The sequence below is a fragment of the Dactylosporangium sp. NPDC006015 genome (genome assembly GCF_040614215.1).
GTDB lineage: Bacteria > Actinomycetota > Actinomycetes > Mycobacteriales > Micromonosporaceae > Dactylosporangium > Dactylosporangium maewongense.
In genome coordinates this window covers 226,627-242,085 of the sequence record NZ_JBEXUD010000005.1, presented here as the reverse complement: position 1 = coordinate 242,085, position 15,459 = coordinate 226,627, and the positions used below count along the sequence as shown (strand labels likewise).

Annotated in this window: 13 protein-coding genes and 1 tRNA gene; 4 read left to right on the top strand and 10 right to left on the bottom strand. The window is 73.1% G+C overall.

The genetic code is table 11. From position 1 onward, the window contains the following. Window positions 1–44: 44 nt before the first annotated feature. The 3 genes from ABZ321_RS11745 to ABZ321_RS11735 all read left to right on the top strand — a co-directional run bounded on the left by ABZ321_RS11745 (window position 45) and on the right by ABZ321_RS11735 (window position 3,245). Window positions 45–1,112 (top strand): GDSL-type esterase/lipase family protein, encoded by a 1,068-nt coding sequence (locus ABZ321_RS11745; RefSeq protein ID WP_354890869.1) that lies wholly within the window; start codon window positions 45–47, stop codon window positions 1,110–1,112. A gap of 16 nt (window positions 1,113–1,128) precedes the next feature. Further along, on the top strand, window positions 1,129–1,926 hold the full coding sequence (locus ABZ321_RS11740) for an SGNH/GDSL hydrolase family protein (protein WP_354890868.1): 798 nt from the start codon (window positions 1,129–1,131) through the stop codon (window positions 1,924–1,926). A gap of 71 nt (window positions 1,927–1,997) precedes the next feature. Further along, window positions 1,998–3,245 carry an acetyl-CoA C-acetyltransferase gene (locus tag ABZ321_RS11735; RefSeq protein WP_344501720.1) on the top strand — a complete coding sequence of 416 codons (1,248 nt, stop codon included), beginning with the start codon at window positions 1,998–2,000 and terminating at the stop codon, window positions 3,243–3,245. Window positions 3,246–3,298: 53 nt separating this feature from the next. Here ABZ321_RS11735 and ABZ321_RS11730 read toward each other — a convergent pair whose 3' ends face one another. From ABZ321_RS11730 to ABZ321_RS11715, 4 genes are all read right to left on the bottom strand, one after another. After that, on the bottom strand, window positions 3,299–3,616 hold the full coding sequence (locus ABZ321_RS11730) for a hypothetical protein (RefSeq protein WP_344501721.1): 318 nt from the start codon (window positions 3,614–3,616) through the stop codon (window positions 3,299–3,301). Then, window positions 3,616–4,425 carry a Bax inhibitor-1/YccA family protein gene (locus ABZ321_RS11725; RefSeq protein ID WP_344501722.1) on the bottom strand — a complete coding sequence of 270 codons (810 nt, stop codon included), beginning with the start codon at window positions 4,423–4,425 and terminating at the stop codon, window positions 3,616–3,618. The genes ABZ321_RS11730 and ABZ321_RS11725 overlap by 1 nt, the downstream gene beginning before the upstream one ends. Before the next feature lie 94 nt (window positions 4,426–4,519). Next, window positions 4,520–7,603: a lamin tail domain-containing protein gene (locus ABZ321_RS11720; RefSeq protein ID WP_354890867.1), complete on the bottom strand. Its 3,084-nt coding sequence runs from the start codon at window positions 7,601–7,603 to the stop codon at window positions 4,520–4,522. Between the two features lie 167 nt (window positions 7,604–7,770). Beyond that, window positions 7,771–7,851 (bottom strand) — tRNA-Leu (locus tag ABZ321_RS11715). Between the two features lie 76 nt (window positions 7,852–7,927). Here ABZ321_RS11715 and ABZ321_RS11710 point away from each other — a divergent pair. Beyond that, window positions 7,928–9,712 carry a hypothetical protein gene (locus ABZ321_RS11710; RefSeq protein ID WP_354890866.1) on the top strand — a complete coding sequence of 595 codons (1,785 nt, stop codon included), beginning with the start codon at window positions 7,928–7,930 and terminating at the stop codon, window positions 9,710–9,712. On the opposite strand, the gene ABZ321_RS11705 is transcribed toward ABZ321_RS11710, so the two are convergent. The 6 genes from ABZ321_RS11705 to ABZ321_RS11680 all read right to left on the bottom strand — a co-directional run bounded on the left by ABZ321_RS11705 (window position 9,709) and on the right by ABZ321_RS11680 (window position 15,458). Then, on the bottom strand, window positions 9,709–11,076 hold the full coding sequence (locus ABZ321_RS11705; protein WP_344501725.1) for an NAD(P)/FAD-dependent oxidoreductase: 1,368 nt from the start codon (window positions 11,074–11,076) through the stop codon (window positions 9,709–9,711). The genes ABZ321_RS11710 and ABZ321_RS11705 overlap by 4 nt on opposite strands. A 122-nt stretch (window positions 11,077–11,198) precedes the next feature. Further along, complete coding sequence (locus ABZ321_RS11700; RefSeq protein ID WP_354890865.1) at window positions 11,199–11,771, bottom strand: hypothetical protein; 573 nt, start codon at window positions 11,769–11,771, stop codon at window positions 11,199–11,201. Continuing rightward, window positions 11,768–13,105, bottom strand: coding sequence for a DUF58 domain-containing protein (locus tag ABZ321_RS11695; protein WP_344501727.1), 1,338 nt, complete (start codon window positions 13,103–13,105; stop codon window positions 11,768–11,770). Before ABZ321_RS11695 ends, ABZ321_RS11700 begins: the two co-directional genes overlap by 4 nt. Next, window positions 13,098–14,087, bottom strand: a complete 990-nt coding sequence (locus tag ABZ321_RS11690; RefSeq protein ID WP_344501728.1) for a MoxR family ATPase — start codon at window positions 14,085–14,087, stop codon at window positions 13,098–13,100. The genes ABZ321_RS11695 and ABZ321_RS11690 overlap by 8 nt, the downstream gene beginning before the upstream one ends. Further along, entirely contained in the window at window positions 14,084–14,752 is a 669-nt protein-coding gene (locus tag ABZ321_RS11685; RefSeq protein ID WP_344501729.1) for a hypothetical protein, read from the bottom strand. The genes ABZ321_RS11690 and ABZ321_RS11685 overlap by 4 nt, the downstream gene beginning before the upstream one ends. Beyond that, window positions 14,742–15,458: a DUF4129 domain-containing protein gene (locus tag ABZ321_RS11680; protein WP_354890864.1), complete on the bottom strand. Its 717-nt coding sequence runs from the start codon at window positions 15,456–15,458 to the stop codon at window positions 14,742–14,744. Before ABZ321_RS11680 ends, ABZ321_RS11685 begins: the two co-directional genes overlap by 11 nt. Window position 15,459 lies beyond the last annotated feature (1 nt).

The following is a 15,459-nucleotide window of genomic DNA, read 5'->3' as shown; positions in this document are numbered from 1 at the left end:
GGTTAGCCTCGCCAGGGCGTTGAGTGGCGAGAGGCGGGAAGGCGATGGGGGCGTTGAGGCTTCGGTCAGAGCAGGTGCGGCGGATCGCCACGGCGGCGGCGCTCGGCAGCGGCGGCATCGCCGGCGCCGGCGCGCTGTTCTACGGCGTGGTCGTCGGACAGGCACTGCTGGCCCGGCGGGTCATCCCCCAGGTCGTGAGCCCTCCCCCGCGCGCCGACGGCACCTACGGCGCCCACTTCGACGGCGAGCCGATCCGCCTGGTCGTGATCGGTGACTCCTCCGCCGCGGGGTATGGGGCGGAGGTGCCCAGCGAGACCTTCGCCGCGTCGGTCGCGGCCGGGCTGGCGGAGCAGCAGCGGCGACCCGTGTGGATGCGCTGCCTCGCCGTCGTCGGCTGCGAGTCGCGGGGGCTGCCGCCGCAGGTGGACGTGGCGCTGCGGCACCGCCCCGACGTGGCCGTGATCTGCATCGGCGGCAACGACGTCACCCACCGGGTCAGCGTGTCCCTCGCGGTGCGGCACCTGGTCGACGCGGTCCGCCGGCTGCGGGCCGCAGGCATCCATGTCGTCGTCGGCACCTGCCCCGACCTGGGCACGATCCGGCCGATCCAGCCGCCGCTGCGCTGGCTGGCGCGGCACTGGAGCCGGCAGATGGCGACGGCGCAGACGATCGCGGTGGTCGAGGCCGGTGGGCGGACCGTGTCGCTGGGTGACCTGCTCGGCGAGCTGTTCTACGCGGAGCCGGACCGGATGTTCAGCTTCGACCGCTTCCACCCCTCCGGCGCCGGTTACCTCGCGGCGGCGCAGGCGGTCCTGCCGACCGTGGTCGCGGCGCTGACCGAGCCCGAGGCGGCGGCGCCGCTGACCGTGTCGCTGCGGGCCGGCGAGGGCGTGCGGTCCCTGCCGCGCGCCGCGGCCGAGGCCGCCCAGCGCCCCGGCACCGAGGTCAGCGCGGCGCAGGTGGCCGGCAAGGAGCGCGGCCCGGCGGGCCGCTGGGCGCAGCTGCGCCACCGGGTCTGGCACAGGCTGCCGCAGCAGGCGGCGCGCGAGCCCGCACAGGCACCCGAGACCGCCTCGGCGGTGCCGGACCGCTCCCCGCAGGAGTCCACATGACCACGATGGAGTCGGCATGATCACGATCAAGCGACTGGCGCGGATGGCCACGGTCACCGTGATCGCCGGCACGGTCGGCGGCGCCGCGGTCCTCGCCGCGCAGGCGATGGTCGCCCGCGCCCGGCCCTACGCGAAGCCCGACATGCGCCTGGCGATGCGCTCCTCCGTCGGCGCCGCCGGCAAGCCGCCGATGCGGCTGGTCCTGCTCGGCGACGCGACCGCGCTCGGCGTCGGCGTCGACCGCGTCGCCGACACCGTCGGCGGCCAGCTCGCGGCGCTGCTGTCGGAGGGCACCAGCGAGGGCGCCGTGGGCCGGCGGGTGGAGCTGTCCAGCGTCGCCGTGGCCGGTTCCCGCTCCTCCGACCTGGCCACGCAGGTGGCACGGGCGCTGGTCGGCCCCGCCCCAGACGTGACGGTCATCCTCGTCGGCACCAACGACGTGACCCACCTCGGCCGCGGCTCCGACGCCGCCGAGTACCTCGGCTCGGCCTGCCGCCGCCTGCGCGACGCCGGCATCCCGGTCGTCGTCGGCACCTGCCCCGACTTCGGCGCGCTGCGCGCCTTCGCGCCCCCGCTGCGGCAGCTGCTCGGCTGGCGCAGCCGCAGGGTGGCGAAGCAGCAGGCCGCAGCCGCGAGCGCGGCCGGCGCGGTGGTGGTCGACCTGGCGGCCCGCACCGGCGCCGTCTTCCGTGCCGACGCGGGCACGCTGTGCCACGACGGCTTCCACCCGTCCGCCGACGGCTACCGCGTCTGGGCCCACGCCCTCCTCCCCGCCGTCGAGGAGGCCGCCGCGGTCCGCGGCTTCCTGCACTGAAGATGCACTAAGTCTGCAGATTTCTCACAGGTGCTCGCAGGGGTTGATTACCCTGCAGTAGCGTCGGTGGTATGCCGGAAGCTGTCATCGTCGCCACCGCCCGGTCCCCGATCGGCCGTGCCGCCAAGGGATCGCTGCGCGAATTCCGCCCCGACGACCTCGCCGCGACCATCGTGCGCGCCGCGCTCGCCAAGGTGCCCGAGCTCGACCCGCGGGACATCGAAGACCTGTACCTCGGCTGCGGCCTGCCCGGCGGCGAGCAGGGCTTCAACATGGCCCGCGTGGTCAGCACGCTGCTCGGGTTCGACCACCTGCCGGGCGCCACCACCACCCGCTACTGCGCGTCGTCGCTGCAGACGACCCGGATGGCGTTCCACGCGATCAAGGCCGGCGAGGGCGACGTGTTCATCTCCGCCGGCGTGGAGTGCGTGTCGCGCTTCGCCCGCGGCAATTCCGACGGCCTGCCCACCGAGGCGCAGGCGGCGGTCGGCGGCCCCTGGCAGAACCCGGCCTTCGCCGACGCGTACGCGCGCACCACCAAGCGCGCCGAGGGCGGCGGCGAGCCGTGGCACGACCCGCGCGAGGACGGCGCCCTGCCCGACATCTACGTCGCGATGGGCCAGACCGCCGAGAACCTCGCCGAGCTCGAAGGCGTCACCAGGGCCGACATGGACGAGTTCGGCGTCCGGTCGCAGAACCTGGCCGAGGAAGCGATCAAGAACGGCTTCTGGGCCCGCGAGATCACCCCGGTGACCGCCCCCGACGGCACGGTCGTCTCGACCGACGACGGCCCCCGCGCCGGGGTGACCCTGGAGGGCGTCGCCGGCCTGAAGCCCGTGTTCCGCCCCGACGGCCGGGTCACCGCCGGCAACTGCTGCCCGCTCAACGACGGCGCCGCCGCAGTCGTCATCATGAGCGACGTCAAGGCCCGCGAGCTGGGCATCACGCCCCTCGCGCGCATCCTGTCGACCGGCGTGACCGCCATGTCGCCGGAGATCATGGGCATCGGCCCGGTCGAGGCCTCCCGCAGCGCCCTGAAGCGGGCCGGGATGACCATCGACGACGTCGACCTCGTCGAGATCAACGAGGCCTTCGCCGCGCAGGTGATCCCGTCGTACCGCCAGCTGGGCATCCCGATCGAGAAGCTCAACGTCAACGGCGGCGCCATCGCCGTCGGCCACCCGTTCGGCATGACCGGCGCCCGCATCACCGGCACGCTGATCAACTCGCTGAACTGGCACGACAAGTCCATCGGCCTGGAGACGATGTGCGTCGGCGGCGGCCAGGGCATGGCCATGGTCATCGAGCGCCTGTCGTAGGTAGGGTCGCGTCAGCCGGGCGCGGGCATCACAGCCTCACTGAGACGCAGGCGTCAGAGCTGCCCGCGCACGGCCTTCACCATCTCGGCGGCCTCGTCCACCAGGGCGGGGCCGCCGAAGCGTGCCAGGTCCGCCGCCACCACCCGCAGCTGGTCGGGCAGCGCGAGATCGTTGTCGAGCCGCGGCACCGGCAGGCGCGGCCGGCCCTCGGCGTCGGCGCAGCGGTCGGCGAGCCACTGGATCAGCTCGTGCACCGCGTCGCCGCGCGGGACCCCGGACACGCCGGACGCCGCCCACCGGGGCGGCGTCCAGTGTCCGACCTGGCCGACCAGCCTGCCCACCGTCGCGGTGAGCGGGTCGTCGGCACTCATCAGCGTCGCAGGTAGCTGAGCATGCGCAGGATCTCCCAGTACAGGAAGATCAGGCCGACCAGGATGCCGAACGAGCAGTACCACGCGTACTTCTCCGGCAGGCCATACCGGACACCCTGCTCGACAGCGTCGAAGTCGAGGACGAACGTGAGCGCGCCGACGACGATGATCACGAGGCTGAAGACGATCGGCAGCCAGCCGACCTTGCCGTCCAGGCTGTACTCGCGCAGGCCCAGGTTGATGTCGAAGAGGTAGAACAGGTAGTTGGCCAGGCTCAGCACCACGACGCCGATGAGCGCGCCGATGACCATCTTCGTGAAGCGGGGCGTGGCCCGCACGATCTGCAGCTTGTAGAGCACCGCCATGATCGCGAAGATGCCGAACGTGCCGATGACCGCCTGGATGACGATGCCGCTGTAGGCACCCTCATACCAGCGGCTGACCAGGCCGAGCAGCACGCCCTGCAGTGCCGCGTAGGCCATGATGACGGCCGGGTTGGTCACCTGCGCGAACGAGATGACCAGGCCGAGGACCAGGCCCGCGATGAGCGAGCCGATGGTCGCGATCGCGGTGATGGCGCCACCGGCCGGCAGCAGCACCCACGACACCGCACCGAAGATGCCGGTGATCGCGAGCAGGGCGACGGTGCGGACGACGACGTCGTCCATGGTCATCGCCCGCGTTGCGGCCGGGGGCTGCGGCACCCCATAGCCGGACTGGGGATACCCGAAGCCCGGGGGCGACAGCTGCGAGCGCTCCTGCCTCGCCGCCTGACCCAGGCGGTTGAGCACCGGGTTCGAACTCTGCACGATCAGCCTCCAGAGGCGTCGCATTCATGTGTACGACCAGCGTACCGCGTGTGCCGGCGCTGAGTGGATCTCAGTTTCGCCGGCACACGCAGTGTCAGACGCCGAACGACTCGCAGCGACCGCCGGCGTTGGTGTTGTTGCCGCGACCTGCGGCGGCGCTGTCCGTGCCGGCGCCGCAGTCCACCACGTCGTTGCCGCTGCCGGTGCCGATCACGTCGGCGCCCGCGCCCGTCGAGACGGTGTTGTTGCCGTTCCCGGCGTCGACGCGGTCGTCGCCGGCACCGGTGGTGATGCTGTCGTTGCCCGAGGCGGTGACGACCACGTTGTTGCCGTCGCCGGCGCGGATGACGTTGTTGCCGCCGCCGGCCTCGATCCGGTCGTCGCCGGCGCCGGTCGTGATGACGTCGTTGCCCGAGGCGGCGATCACGGTGTTGGTACCGGCGCCCGCGTCGACGACGTTGTTGCCGCCGCCCGCGTCGATCAGGTCGTCGCCACCCGCGGTCGTGATGACGTCGTTGCCGGGGCCGGTCACGACGCAGTCGGACCCGCCACCGCCGGTGACGGTGTCGTTACCGCCGCGGCCGACGATGAGGTCGTTGCCGGCGGTGCCGGCGAGGCGGTCGTTGCCGGTGGTGCCGACCACGACCGCGTCGACGGCGCCGCAGGTCAGCCCGGCCGCCTGCACCGTGACGGCGCCGGTGTGCCGGATGCCGGTGAGCGCGTCGGTGAGCTCGAGCGAGCCGCCGGCCGGGACGCTGAACGTGACCGGCACCGAGCGCACGGTCACCGCCACGGTCGCGGCGTCACCGGCGAGGGTCGACACGCCGACCAGTCCGGTGAGCAGGTAGGAGCCCTCCCCGAACCGGATCGCCGCGTCGCTGCCGGACAGCTGGACCTCGGCGGGAGCGGTACCGGCGCCGACATCGAACCGGACCGACGACGACGGCCCGGCGGACACCGCGACGGTGCGCCCACCCGTGCCGACGATCCGGCCGGAGACTGCCGCCGTGGCGAACGTCGCGTTGGCCGGGTCCGCGGGCGCCGGGTCGACGGCGTCGAGGATGCCGTCGTCGTCGGCGTCCAGGTCGACGCAGGTGATCGTGCCGGCGCGCAGCGCGTGCCCGTCGGTGCCGCTGTCGTCGGACCAGACCACCGGCTTGCGACCGGCGACGCACGCCTGCTGCGGCGCGATCGCGAAGCCCTCGTTGTTGAGGTTCGGCATGCCGGCGGGGCGCTCGAACAGGCCGCTGACGGCGAACGCGCCCGCGGTCACGTCGAGGGTGGCGACCCGGCCGTTGCACGTGTCGTCGCAGACGGCCCACAGGTGGCCGGTCTCCGGCTCGAACTCCAGGTCCATCACCGACGGGAACCCGCTGGCGAACGTCGCGATCCGGGTGAAGCCGCCCGGCGTGAGCGCGTACGCGTAGACGCTGCCGTTGGCCTCGAGCCCGACGAGGAAGAGCCCGTCGCCGTGGCCCGGGTACACGGCCGGGTCGTACGCGGCGCCGGTGCGCTGGTCGGCGAACCCGTGCGCGGTGAGGTACGCGTCCGGCACCCAGGTGATCGCCTCCAGGCCGCTGTTCGCGGCGACGGCCGGCAGGTCGGCGGTGAGGTTCCACTCGGCGTTCGCGGTCCCGCTGGCGCCGTCGTAGCGCTCGATCGTGGGCCGGCTCACGCCGCTGACGGCGTTGTTCCGCTCGGTCGACACGTAGATCCCGTCCGGCCGCCACACCACGCCCTCCGCGTCGACGTCGCCGGTGCCGTCCGCGTAGTGCAGCACGGTGGCCGACGACGGCGTCCAGGCCGACCCGTCCCAGGTCAGGCGGTAGAGGGTGCCCGGTCCGTTCTTGACCGCCCAGAGGACGTCGCGGCCCTGGAACGACAGGCCGCTCATGTTCCCGCCGAACACGCCGGACTGGTCGGCGGTGGTGACGTCGGCGCCGCCCGGCCAGGCCGTGGCGGGCGTCTGGCCGGCGCAGGCGTTGGCCGCGCCCCGCGTCGAGGCGGTCGTGGCGGCGAACGGTCCGGTGCCGTCCGGGCAGCGGCCGTAGGTGATCGCCGCGTGGGCGGTCCAGGTGTACGAGTCGACCAGCGTCACCCCGTCGGCCGCGAAGAGCCGGGCGGAGTCGGCGGCGCCGAGGCCGAACACGGCATCCACGTCCAGGACCAGGTAGGCGCCGGGGGCGAGGGTGGTGTTGGCCGCGATCGTGAACACGTGCGTGTCGTCGTTGTCCTTCACCAGCCAGCCGGACACGTCGACCGCGGTGACGCCGGTGTTGACCAGCTCGACCCAGTCGCCGGGCGTGCCGCCGTTGGACTCGACCTCGTTGATCTTCACCTTGGCCGCCGGCGAGGTGCAGTCGTTGGCCGCGCCGCGCGTCGAGGACGACGTCGTCGCGAACTGCCCGGTGCCGTCCGGGCAGCGCCCGTAGGTCGTCGCCGCGTGGGCCGTCCACGAGTACGAGTCGATCAGCGTCGTGCCGTCGGCGGCGTAGACCCGTGCCGAGTCCGCGGCGCCCAGGCCGAACGCCGGGTCGACGTCCACCACGGTGTACGCGCCGGGGGCGAGGGTGGTGTTTGCCGCGATCGTGAACACGTGCGTGTCGTCGTCGTCCTTCACCAGCCAGCCGGACAGGTCGACGGCCGTGGCACCGGTGTTGAGCAGCTCGACCCAGTCGCCCGGGGTGCCGCCGTTGGACTCGACCTCGTTGATCCGGACCTTCGCGGCGGCCGGCGCGCAGTCGTTGGCCGCGCCGCGCGTCGAGGACGAGGTGGTGACGAAGGTGCCGGTGCCGTCCGGGCAGCGGCCGTAGGTCGTCGCCGCGTGGGCGGTCCAGGTGTACGAGTCGACCAGCGTCGTCCCGTCGGCCGCGAACAGCCGGGCGGAGTCGGCGGCGCCGAGCCCGAACGCCGGGTCGACGTCGACGACCAGGTAGCCGCCGGGCGCCACCGTCGTGTTCGCCGCGATGGTGAACACGTGGGTGTCGTCGTTGTCCTTCACCAGCCAGCCCGACACGTCGACGGCCGTGGCACCGGTGTTGACCAGCTCAATCCAGTCGCCGGGCGTGCCGCCGTTGGACTCAACCTCGTTGATGTGGATGGCAGGGGTGTCCGCCGCGACCGCCGAGGTGGTCGCAATGGCGACACCCGATAATGCGGGTAAAAGGGCAAGAATCACACGGAATGGGGTGCGCAATGTCGCCGGTCCTTCGCGGGAAATGTGTTTCCCGCGAGCCTCGACCACGAGGACGACCAGCACATGAACACACGGCGAAACGCTCGGTGCGAGTGCGTCGCCCGCCCTCGCGCGGCGCCCACCGCGCACGGTGGGACAGCAGGAAGGAGTGCCCGGGGCGGGGTTCGAACCCGCACGCCTCGCGGCAGCCGCTTTTAAGGCGGCCGTGTCTGCCGTTCCACCACCCGGGCTTAGAAACGCGTCTCACGGTAGCCCGTCCGACGAACCGTCAACACCGACAAGGGGACCGCCGTTACTGTCATCCGGGTGAGCAGCCCCCCACTGACCGACGAGGTTGAGATGGCGCCGCCGGAGCCCTTGACAAATGAGGGTCCACCGTTGCAGGCGTCGCGACGCTGGCCGGTCGACGTGGGCGCCGGGCTGCTCTTCATCCTCGCCGCCGCGCTGCTGACGCACCGGCTGTGGCCCGGTCCGGCCGGGCGCGTGCTCGCGCACAACCCCAGTGACCAGGCACTCGACGAGTGGTTCCTCGCCTACGCCACCCGAGCGTACCGCGGCGACTTCACCCTCGTGACCGGCATGCTCAACGCGCCCGAGGGCGTCAACCTCCTCGCGAACGCCTCGCTCATCGGCATGGGGCTGCTGATGGCCCCGGTGACCCTCGCGTTCGGCGCGCCCGTCACGTTCAGCCTGCTGGTCGCCGGCAACCTCGCCGCGACGGGGATCGGCTGGTACCTGCTGTTCGCCCGCACCCTCGGGACGCACCGGGCCGGCGCGCTGCTCGGGGGCGCGTTCGCCGCGTTCGCGCCCGGCATGGTGTCGCAGTCCAACGCGCACCTGCACATGACCGCGGCGTGGCTGGTGCCGCCGATCGTCTGGTGCGTGGTCCGCCTCGCCCACCAGACGGACGTGACGTGGCGGACCGCGCGGACCGGAGTGCTGCTCGGCGCGCTCGTCACCGCGCAGTTCTTCGTCGGCGAGGAGGTGCTCTTCCTCGCGGCCGTGACCCTCGCGGTGTTCACGCTGGTGTTCGCGGCGGCGGCCCGGCCGTCGCGGCGGGTGGTGCCGCCGTTCATCCTCGGCCTGGGCATCGGCGCCGGACTGGCCGCGGCGCTGCTGGCGTACCCGCTGTGGCTGCAGTTCCAGGGGCCGCAGAGCGCCTCGGGCGGGGTGTTCCATCCCTCCTTCTTCTCCGCCGACCTCGCCAGCTTCACCGCCATCTCGCCGCAGTCGCTCGCCGGCGACGACAGCGCCGCGCGGCTGGTCAGCGGGCCCGCGGAGTACACCACCTTCTTCGGCGCGCCGCTGCTGCTGGTCGCGCTCGGGGCGACGGTCTGGATGTGGCGGCAGCCGGCGGTCCTCGCGTCGGCCGTGACTACGGTCGTGCTGTCGCTCTTCGCGCTCGGCCCGTGGATCGTCGTCGACGACTCGCCCACCGAGCAGCGTGGGCCGTTCGCGCTGCTGTCCGGCCTGCCGGTGATCGAGTCGGCGCTGCCGACGCGGTTCGCCCTCGGCGCGATCCCGTTGCTCGCCGTGATCGTGGCGCGGGTCGTACACGCGGCGATCACGCAGACGGAGACCCTGCGGCTACTGGTGCCGGTCGCGGTGACGGCCGCACTCGTGCCGCTCGCCCCGGTGCCGCTGCCGGTGACCGACCGTGCCCCCGCGCCGCGGTTCTTCACGGAGGGGTACTGGCGGATGTACACGCCCGAGGACGGCGTGGTCGTGCCCGTGCCGCTACCGGATCCGCGGGACCCCGACGCGATGCGGTGGGCGGCGGCGACCGACGTGCGGATCGCCACCCCGCAGGGCTGGTTCATCGGGCCGTACGGCAAGGGCGGCGCGGCGGCCGTCGGCGTCTACCCGCGGCCGACGTCGCAGCTGCTGCAGCGGGTCGCGAAGTCCGGGTCCGCCGCTTCCCCGACCGACCAGGACCGGACCGCGCTCGCCCGCGACGTCGCGTACTGGCGGGCGGCGTCCTTCGTGCTCGACCCCCGCCACCCGAACGCCGGGGCGCTCAAGCAGACCATGGACGGCCTGCTCGGCCCCGGCGAGCGGGTCGAGGACGTCTGGGTGTGGCGCGCGCCTTAGGCCGCTTTCGCCTTCTGGTCCGACTTGGCCGTCGGGTGCAGCGGGATCGGCGGGGCCACGGTCAGGAACGGCTCGCGCGGCTCGTGCAGCGACCCGAGCGCGACGACCTCGCGGCGCAGCACGAGCTGCAGCGTCCAGTCGACCAGGACCCGGATCTTGCGGTTGAGCGTGGGGATCCTGCTCAGGTGGTACGTCCGGTGCATGAACCACGCCGGCAGCCCGCGGACCTTGACCCCGTAGACGTGCGCGACGCCCTTGTACAGGCCGAGCCCGGCGACCGAGCCGACGTGCTTGTGCTTGTACTCCACCGGGCGGCGCCCACGCACCACGGCGGCGATGTTGTCGGCGAGCCGCGCCGCCTGGCGGACCGCGTGCTGCGCGCTCGGCGAGCACAGCGCCCCGGGCACCGCTGACGTGAGGTCCGGCACCGCGGCGCAGTCACCGGCGCTCCAGGCCCCGTCGACGACGTTCTGGTCGGCGTCCACGACCTGCAGCGTCGGCAGGCAGGTGATCGCCCCGCGCTGGGTCCGCGGCAGGTCCGTGTCCTCCAGCATCGGGTGCGGCTTGACGCCCGCCGTCCACACGATCGTGTCCGCCGGGAACTCGTCGCCGTCGGACAGCTTCACGATCCCGTCGACGCACGACTCGAGCCGCGTGCCGAGCCGGATGTCGATCGCGCGCCGGGTGAGCTGCACCACCGTGTAGGCGCCCATCTCCGGCCCGACCTCGGGCAGGATCCGCTGGGCCGCCTCGACGAGCACGAACCGCACGTCTTCCTGGGGGATCTCCGGGTAGTACCGCAGCGCGCCCCGGACCATGTCCTCCATCTCGGCGAGGGCCTCGATGCCCGCATACCCGCCGCCGACGAACACGAACGTCAGCGCCCGGCGCCGGGTCGCCTGGTCGATCGTGGTCGCGGCGACGTCGAGCCGGTCCAGCACGCTGTTGCGCAGGAAGATGGCCTCACCGATCGTCTTGAAGCCGACCGCGTGCTCGCGCAGCCCCGGGATCGGCAGCGTCCGCGACACCGACCCCGGCGCGACGACGATGTGGTCATACGGCACCTCACGAGGCGGCCCCACGATCGGCTGGACGATGGCCACCTTCCGGGCGTGCTCGATCCGGGTGACCTCACCGGCGAGCACGTGGCAGCGCTTCAGCTCGCGCCGCAGCGGCACGACCGCGTGCCGCGGTGAGATGTTGCCGGCCGCCGACTCCGGCAGGAACGGCTGGTAGGTCATGTGCGGCTGCGGATCGACAACCGTCACCTCGGCCTCGTGCCGGCCCAGCTTCTTGGACAGACGAAGAGCGGCGTAGAGCCCGACGTGCCCCGCACCGACGATAAGGATTCGCTTAGCAGCCACACCAGCAACGCTAGCCGCGAACACCCCTCATCTTCAGTCAGGCCACAGACATGTAACGACCGTTACGCAAGCTGTAACCGCACTCACTGTAAATCCCCCCACCGCTGCCGCGGCGGGGGTTATTACGGCGCTTTGCGGGTGATCAACCAGGCCAGGGCGGCGGCGGCCAGGACGCCTACCAGGGAGGCGAGGAGGAAGACCGGGCCGATGACGGCCTTGACCACAGCCAGGAGCATGACGCTGACGATGGCTGATGCGCTCACGATGGCGGTGGCGCGCAGGAGCCAGGCGACGATGATGCCCGGGGAGACGATGGCGTCGTAGGGCAGGGCGGCGGCCAGGGCGGACAGGGAGTGGGTGAGGTAGAGGACGGTCGCCAGGGCGATCAGGCGCGGGATGGTGATCTTCTGGCCGTACGTGTAGGTGTTCAGGAGCCAGCCGAAGGCACACAGCAGGATGGCCAGTCCGACCAGGCGGGTGCGGGGGAAGAGGGCGGGCAGCGCGGCCAGTACAGCGGCCATCAGCAGGGCGAGAGGGCTGAGGATCACCTCGGCCGGGAAGGCGACCAGGGCCGCGACCAGGGTGAGCAGGAAGACCGCGAAGCGGACGAGCAGGGGGCCGGCGGCGGCGCGCTCGAGCATGTCCTTGAGGCGGCCCAGGCGGGTGAGCAGGGCGTCCTGCAGCTCCTCGATCATTTGGTGACCGTCCGGGAGAGCGCGACGCGGGCCACGCCGCGCAGGACCTCGTCGAGGCTGCCGGCGCCGCCCCAGGGGACGACGGGGACGCCGTGCTCGCGGAGCTGGCCGATGACGCTGTCGCGTTCGAGGAGCCAGAGGCGGTGGGCGACCGCGCCCCACGGGCCGGTGCCGCGCAGGGCGGCGGAGGGCTCGGTGAGGGTGTCGACGGCGACGACGAAGCGGCCGGCGCGGGCCAGGTTGGCGAGCATCGATGCCGAGCGGGGGTCCAGGAGCGGGGTGAGGACCATGACCAGCGCGTTGTGCTGCACCATGTGTGGGCCGAAGACCGAGGGTGGCGGTTCGTCGGCGACCTGTGCGGGGCTGATGTCGAGCAGCCACTCGAGGGTCGTCATGTAGTGCCTGCGGCCGCTGGCGGGGCGCAGCTGGCGGATCTGGCCGCCGTACTGCAGCAGCGCCACCCGGTCGCCGCGGCGCAGGTAGTGCTCGGCGATGCCGGCGGCGGCGCGGACGGTGGTGTCCAGGACGGACGCGCGGCCGTCGATGCCGCCGGAGCGGCCGGCCTCGTGCAGGGCGTCGAGCAGGACGACGACCTCGGCGTCGCGGTCGGAGAGGGTACTGACGACGTGCAGCTCCCGCGTGCGCAGGGAGACGCGCCAGTCGATGCGGCGCAGCCGGTCGCCGGAGCCGAAGCGGCGGACGCCGGCGAGCTCGCCGCCTTCGCCGGGGCGGCGGGAGCGGTGGCCGCCGACGTGGCCGGCGGCGCGGGGCATGGCCTCGGCGGCGTCGAAGTGCTCGATCGCCGGGTACGCCTTGATCGGCAGCGCGGGGGCCTGCACGGCGCGGCTGATGAGCAGGCCGTCGGCGGCGAAGCCGTGCGCGTCGACGGGGCCGAGCGGATGGCGGCCCCAGCGCAGCACCCGGCCGTGCAGGTCGACGGAGGCGATCGTGCCGGGGTCAACGCCGACGGCGTACGGGCGGTCGCTGTGCTCCAGGCGGATCCAGCGGGGCACGGCGATGCGGACCACGACGAGGTCGAAGCCGCCCGGGTTGGGGTTGCCGACGCCCACGCTCACGTCGAGGTCGGCGCCCTCGACGACGAACGGCTCGGCGGCGGTGACCTCGAGGGTCGGCGCGCGGGCGGGCCGGCGCAGCAGCGACAGGGCGGTGCCGAGGGCGAACGGCGTGGCGAGCAGGACCAGGTCGAAGCGGCCGATGAGGACGGCGACGAACACGAGCACGCCGGCGACGAAGACCGCCCGGCCGAGCGCGCGGGTCGGTTCGAAGGCCCGCGCATGGGACCGCACGCCCGGCGAGGGGCGCCGCTCAGCCACGCCTTCCGCCGTACGTGGGCAGCGCGCCGCTGGCGGGTGCCGGGGTCTGCGCGAGCACCTCGCCCACGACGGCCCGGGGGTCGATGCGCTTGAGCCACATCTCCGGCAGGAGCGTGATGCGGTGGGCGAGGGCGGGCACGGCGACGGCCTTGACGTCCTCGGGGATGACGTAGTCGCGGCCGCTGAGCGCGGCGGCGGCCCGGGCGAGCAGCAGCAGCGCGAGCGAGCCGCGGGGCGAGGCGCCGACGAGGACCTGCGGGTGGGAGCGGGTCGCCGCGGCGAGGGTGACGATGTACCGCCCGATCGAGTCCTCGACGCTGACGTCCTCCAGCGCGCCCTGCATGGCGAGGAGGGTCTCGGAGTCGACGACCGGCTCGAGGATCGCGTCCTCCTGCCGGCGGGACATCCTGCGGCGCAGGACCTCCCACTCCTCGTCGGCGTCCGGGTATCCGAACGACACCCGCAGCAGGAACCGGTCCAGCTGCGCCTCGGGAAGCGGGTAGGTGCCCTCGTACTCGATCGGGTTGGCGGTGGCGAGGACGTGGAACGGCGGGTCCAGCCGGTACGTGGCGCCCTCGACCGACACCTGCCGCTCCTGCATCGCCTCCAGCAGCGCCGACTGCGTCTTCGGCGGGGTGCGGTTGATCTCGTCGGCGAGCAGCAGGTTCGTGAAGACCGGGCCGGCACGGAAGGTGAACTCGTGCGAGCGCTGGTCGTAGAGGAACGAGCCGGTGACGTCGGCGGGCAGCAGGTCGGGGGTGAACTGCAGCCGCCGGAAGCTGATGCCGAGCGCCTGCGCGAACGAGCGCGCGGTCAGCGTCTTCGCGAGACCCGGCAGGTCCTCCAGCAGCACGTGCCCGCCGGCGAGGATCCCGGCCAGCACCAGCTCCAGGGAGTCGCGCTTGCCGACGACCACCGTGCCGACCTGGTCGAGGACCACCTTGGCGATCCGGCCAACCTCGGCCGGTGCGAGCGTCTTCATAGCCCCTCCACCTTCGCGACGATCGATGCTACGTCTCCTGGGCTCGGCACGCGCGACGGCGGCTGGTGCAGCAGCGTCCACAGCTCCTCCCCCAGCAGTGCCCTTGCCTGTCTCGGCGACCCCGCCAGGGTGATCCCGTGCTTCTGCCGCAGCCTGGTGTCGACCAGGTCGGAGATGCGGGGCACGACGAGCGCGGCGAAACGTTTCGCGTCGCGCTCGCCCCAGACGAGGCGGTCCTCCCACCGGCCGACGGCGAGGCGCAGGCCGTCGAGGACGGGGACGCCGTCGAGGACCTCGCCGGTGCGCCGCGTCCTGGCCAGGGCCTTCTTCTTGGCCAGGGTCGGCGGGCGGACCGGGGTGAGGCCGCGGCCGGTGACGGTGACCGGCAGCTCGTCGGCATGGACCTGCCGCAGCGCCTCCTGGATGATGCCGACCGCCAGGATGCCGAGGAAGACGAGTGGGTACGACACGGTCAGGCCCACCACGTACAGCAGCCCCCAGCCGACGGTGGTGAGCGCGAACGCGATGAACAGCCGCCGGATCCACCAGCGGGTGTCGTACGGCCGGGACGGGCGGCGCACCGGCCGCGGGTCGGCGGCGACGGCGGTGCGGCCGGCGTCGAAGAGCTCTTCGAGGCTGACCATCTCGTCGGGGTTACGCGCCACGGGCCGCACCTCCCTGCAGCGACAGCTCCGAGCGCAGCTGCCGCAGCGCCTCGATCGCGCCCTGGCGGGACCGCTCGTCGACGGGGCGGGTCGCGTACCGCGCCTCGCGGTAGACGAAGGCGAGCCCTTCGAGGGTCGACCGGCTGACCTGGTGGCCGGCGAGGAGCCGGGTGACCAGGTCGGTGGGGCTGTCGCCGGTCTCGCGGGGGGTGCCGGCGGCCGCGGCGGCCCGCTCCAGGCGGACCCAGCAGGCGATGACCGCGCGGCGCGGGTCGGTGTCGGTGTCGGAGAGCTCGACGATGCCGGCGTCGACCGCGGCGATCACCTCGGCGCCGCCGTCGGTCATCGGGGTCGGCTGCTTCGGCTCGACGAAGAGCCGGGCCTTGCGCTTGGGGCCGGCGTTGCGCAGGAGCGACCAGGCGAGCCAGCCGACGAGCACCGCGACGACGAGCAGGCACAGGATGCCGGCGGTGTACGTCACCCAGTCGGGGAGCGTGAACGGGGCTTCCTCCGGCGCGGCCGAGGCCAGCGGCCCGCCCGAGGTCATGACGTCCGGCGTCGGGGACACCGCGGGCGGCGTCGCGAGCAGCTCCGGCACGGGCACCTTGCTGATCTCGGGCGACGAGGTGGACGCGGCCGCGGCGGCGATGCCGAGCACGGCGACGACGGCGAGCACCGGCAACCAGCGGTTGAAGGTGCGGTCCATG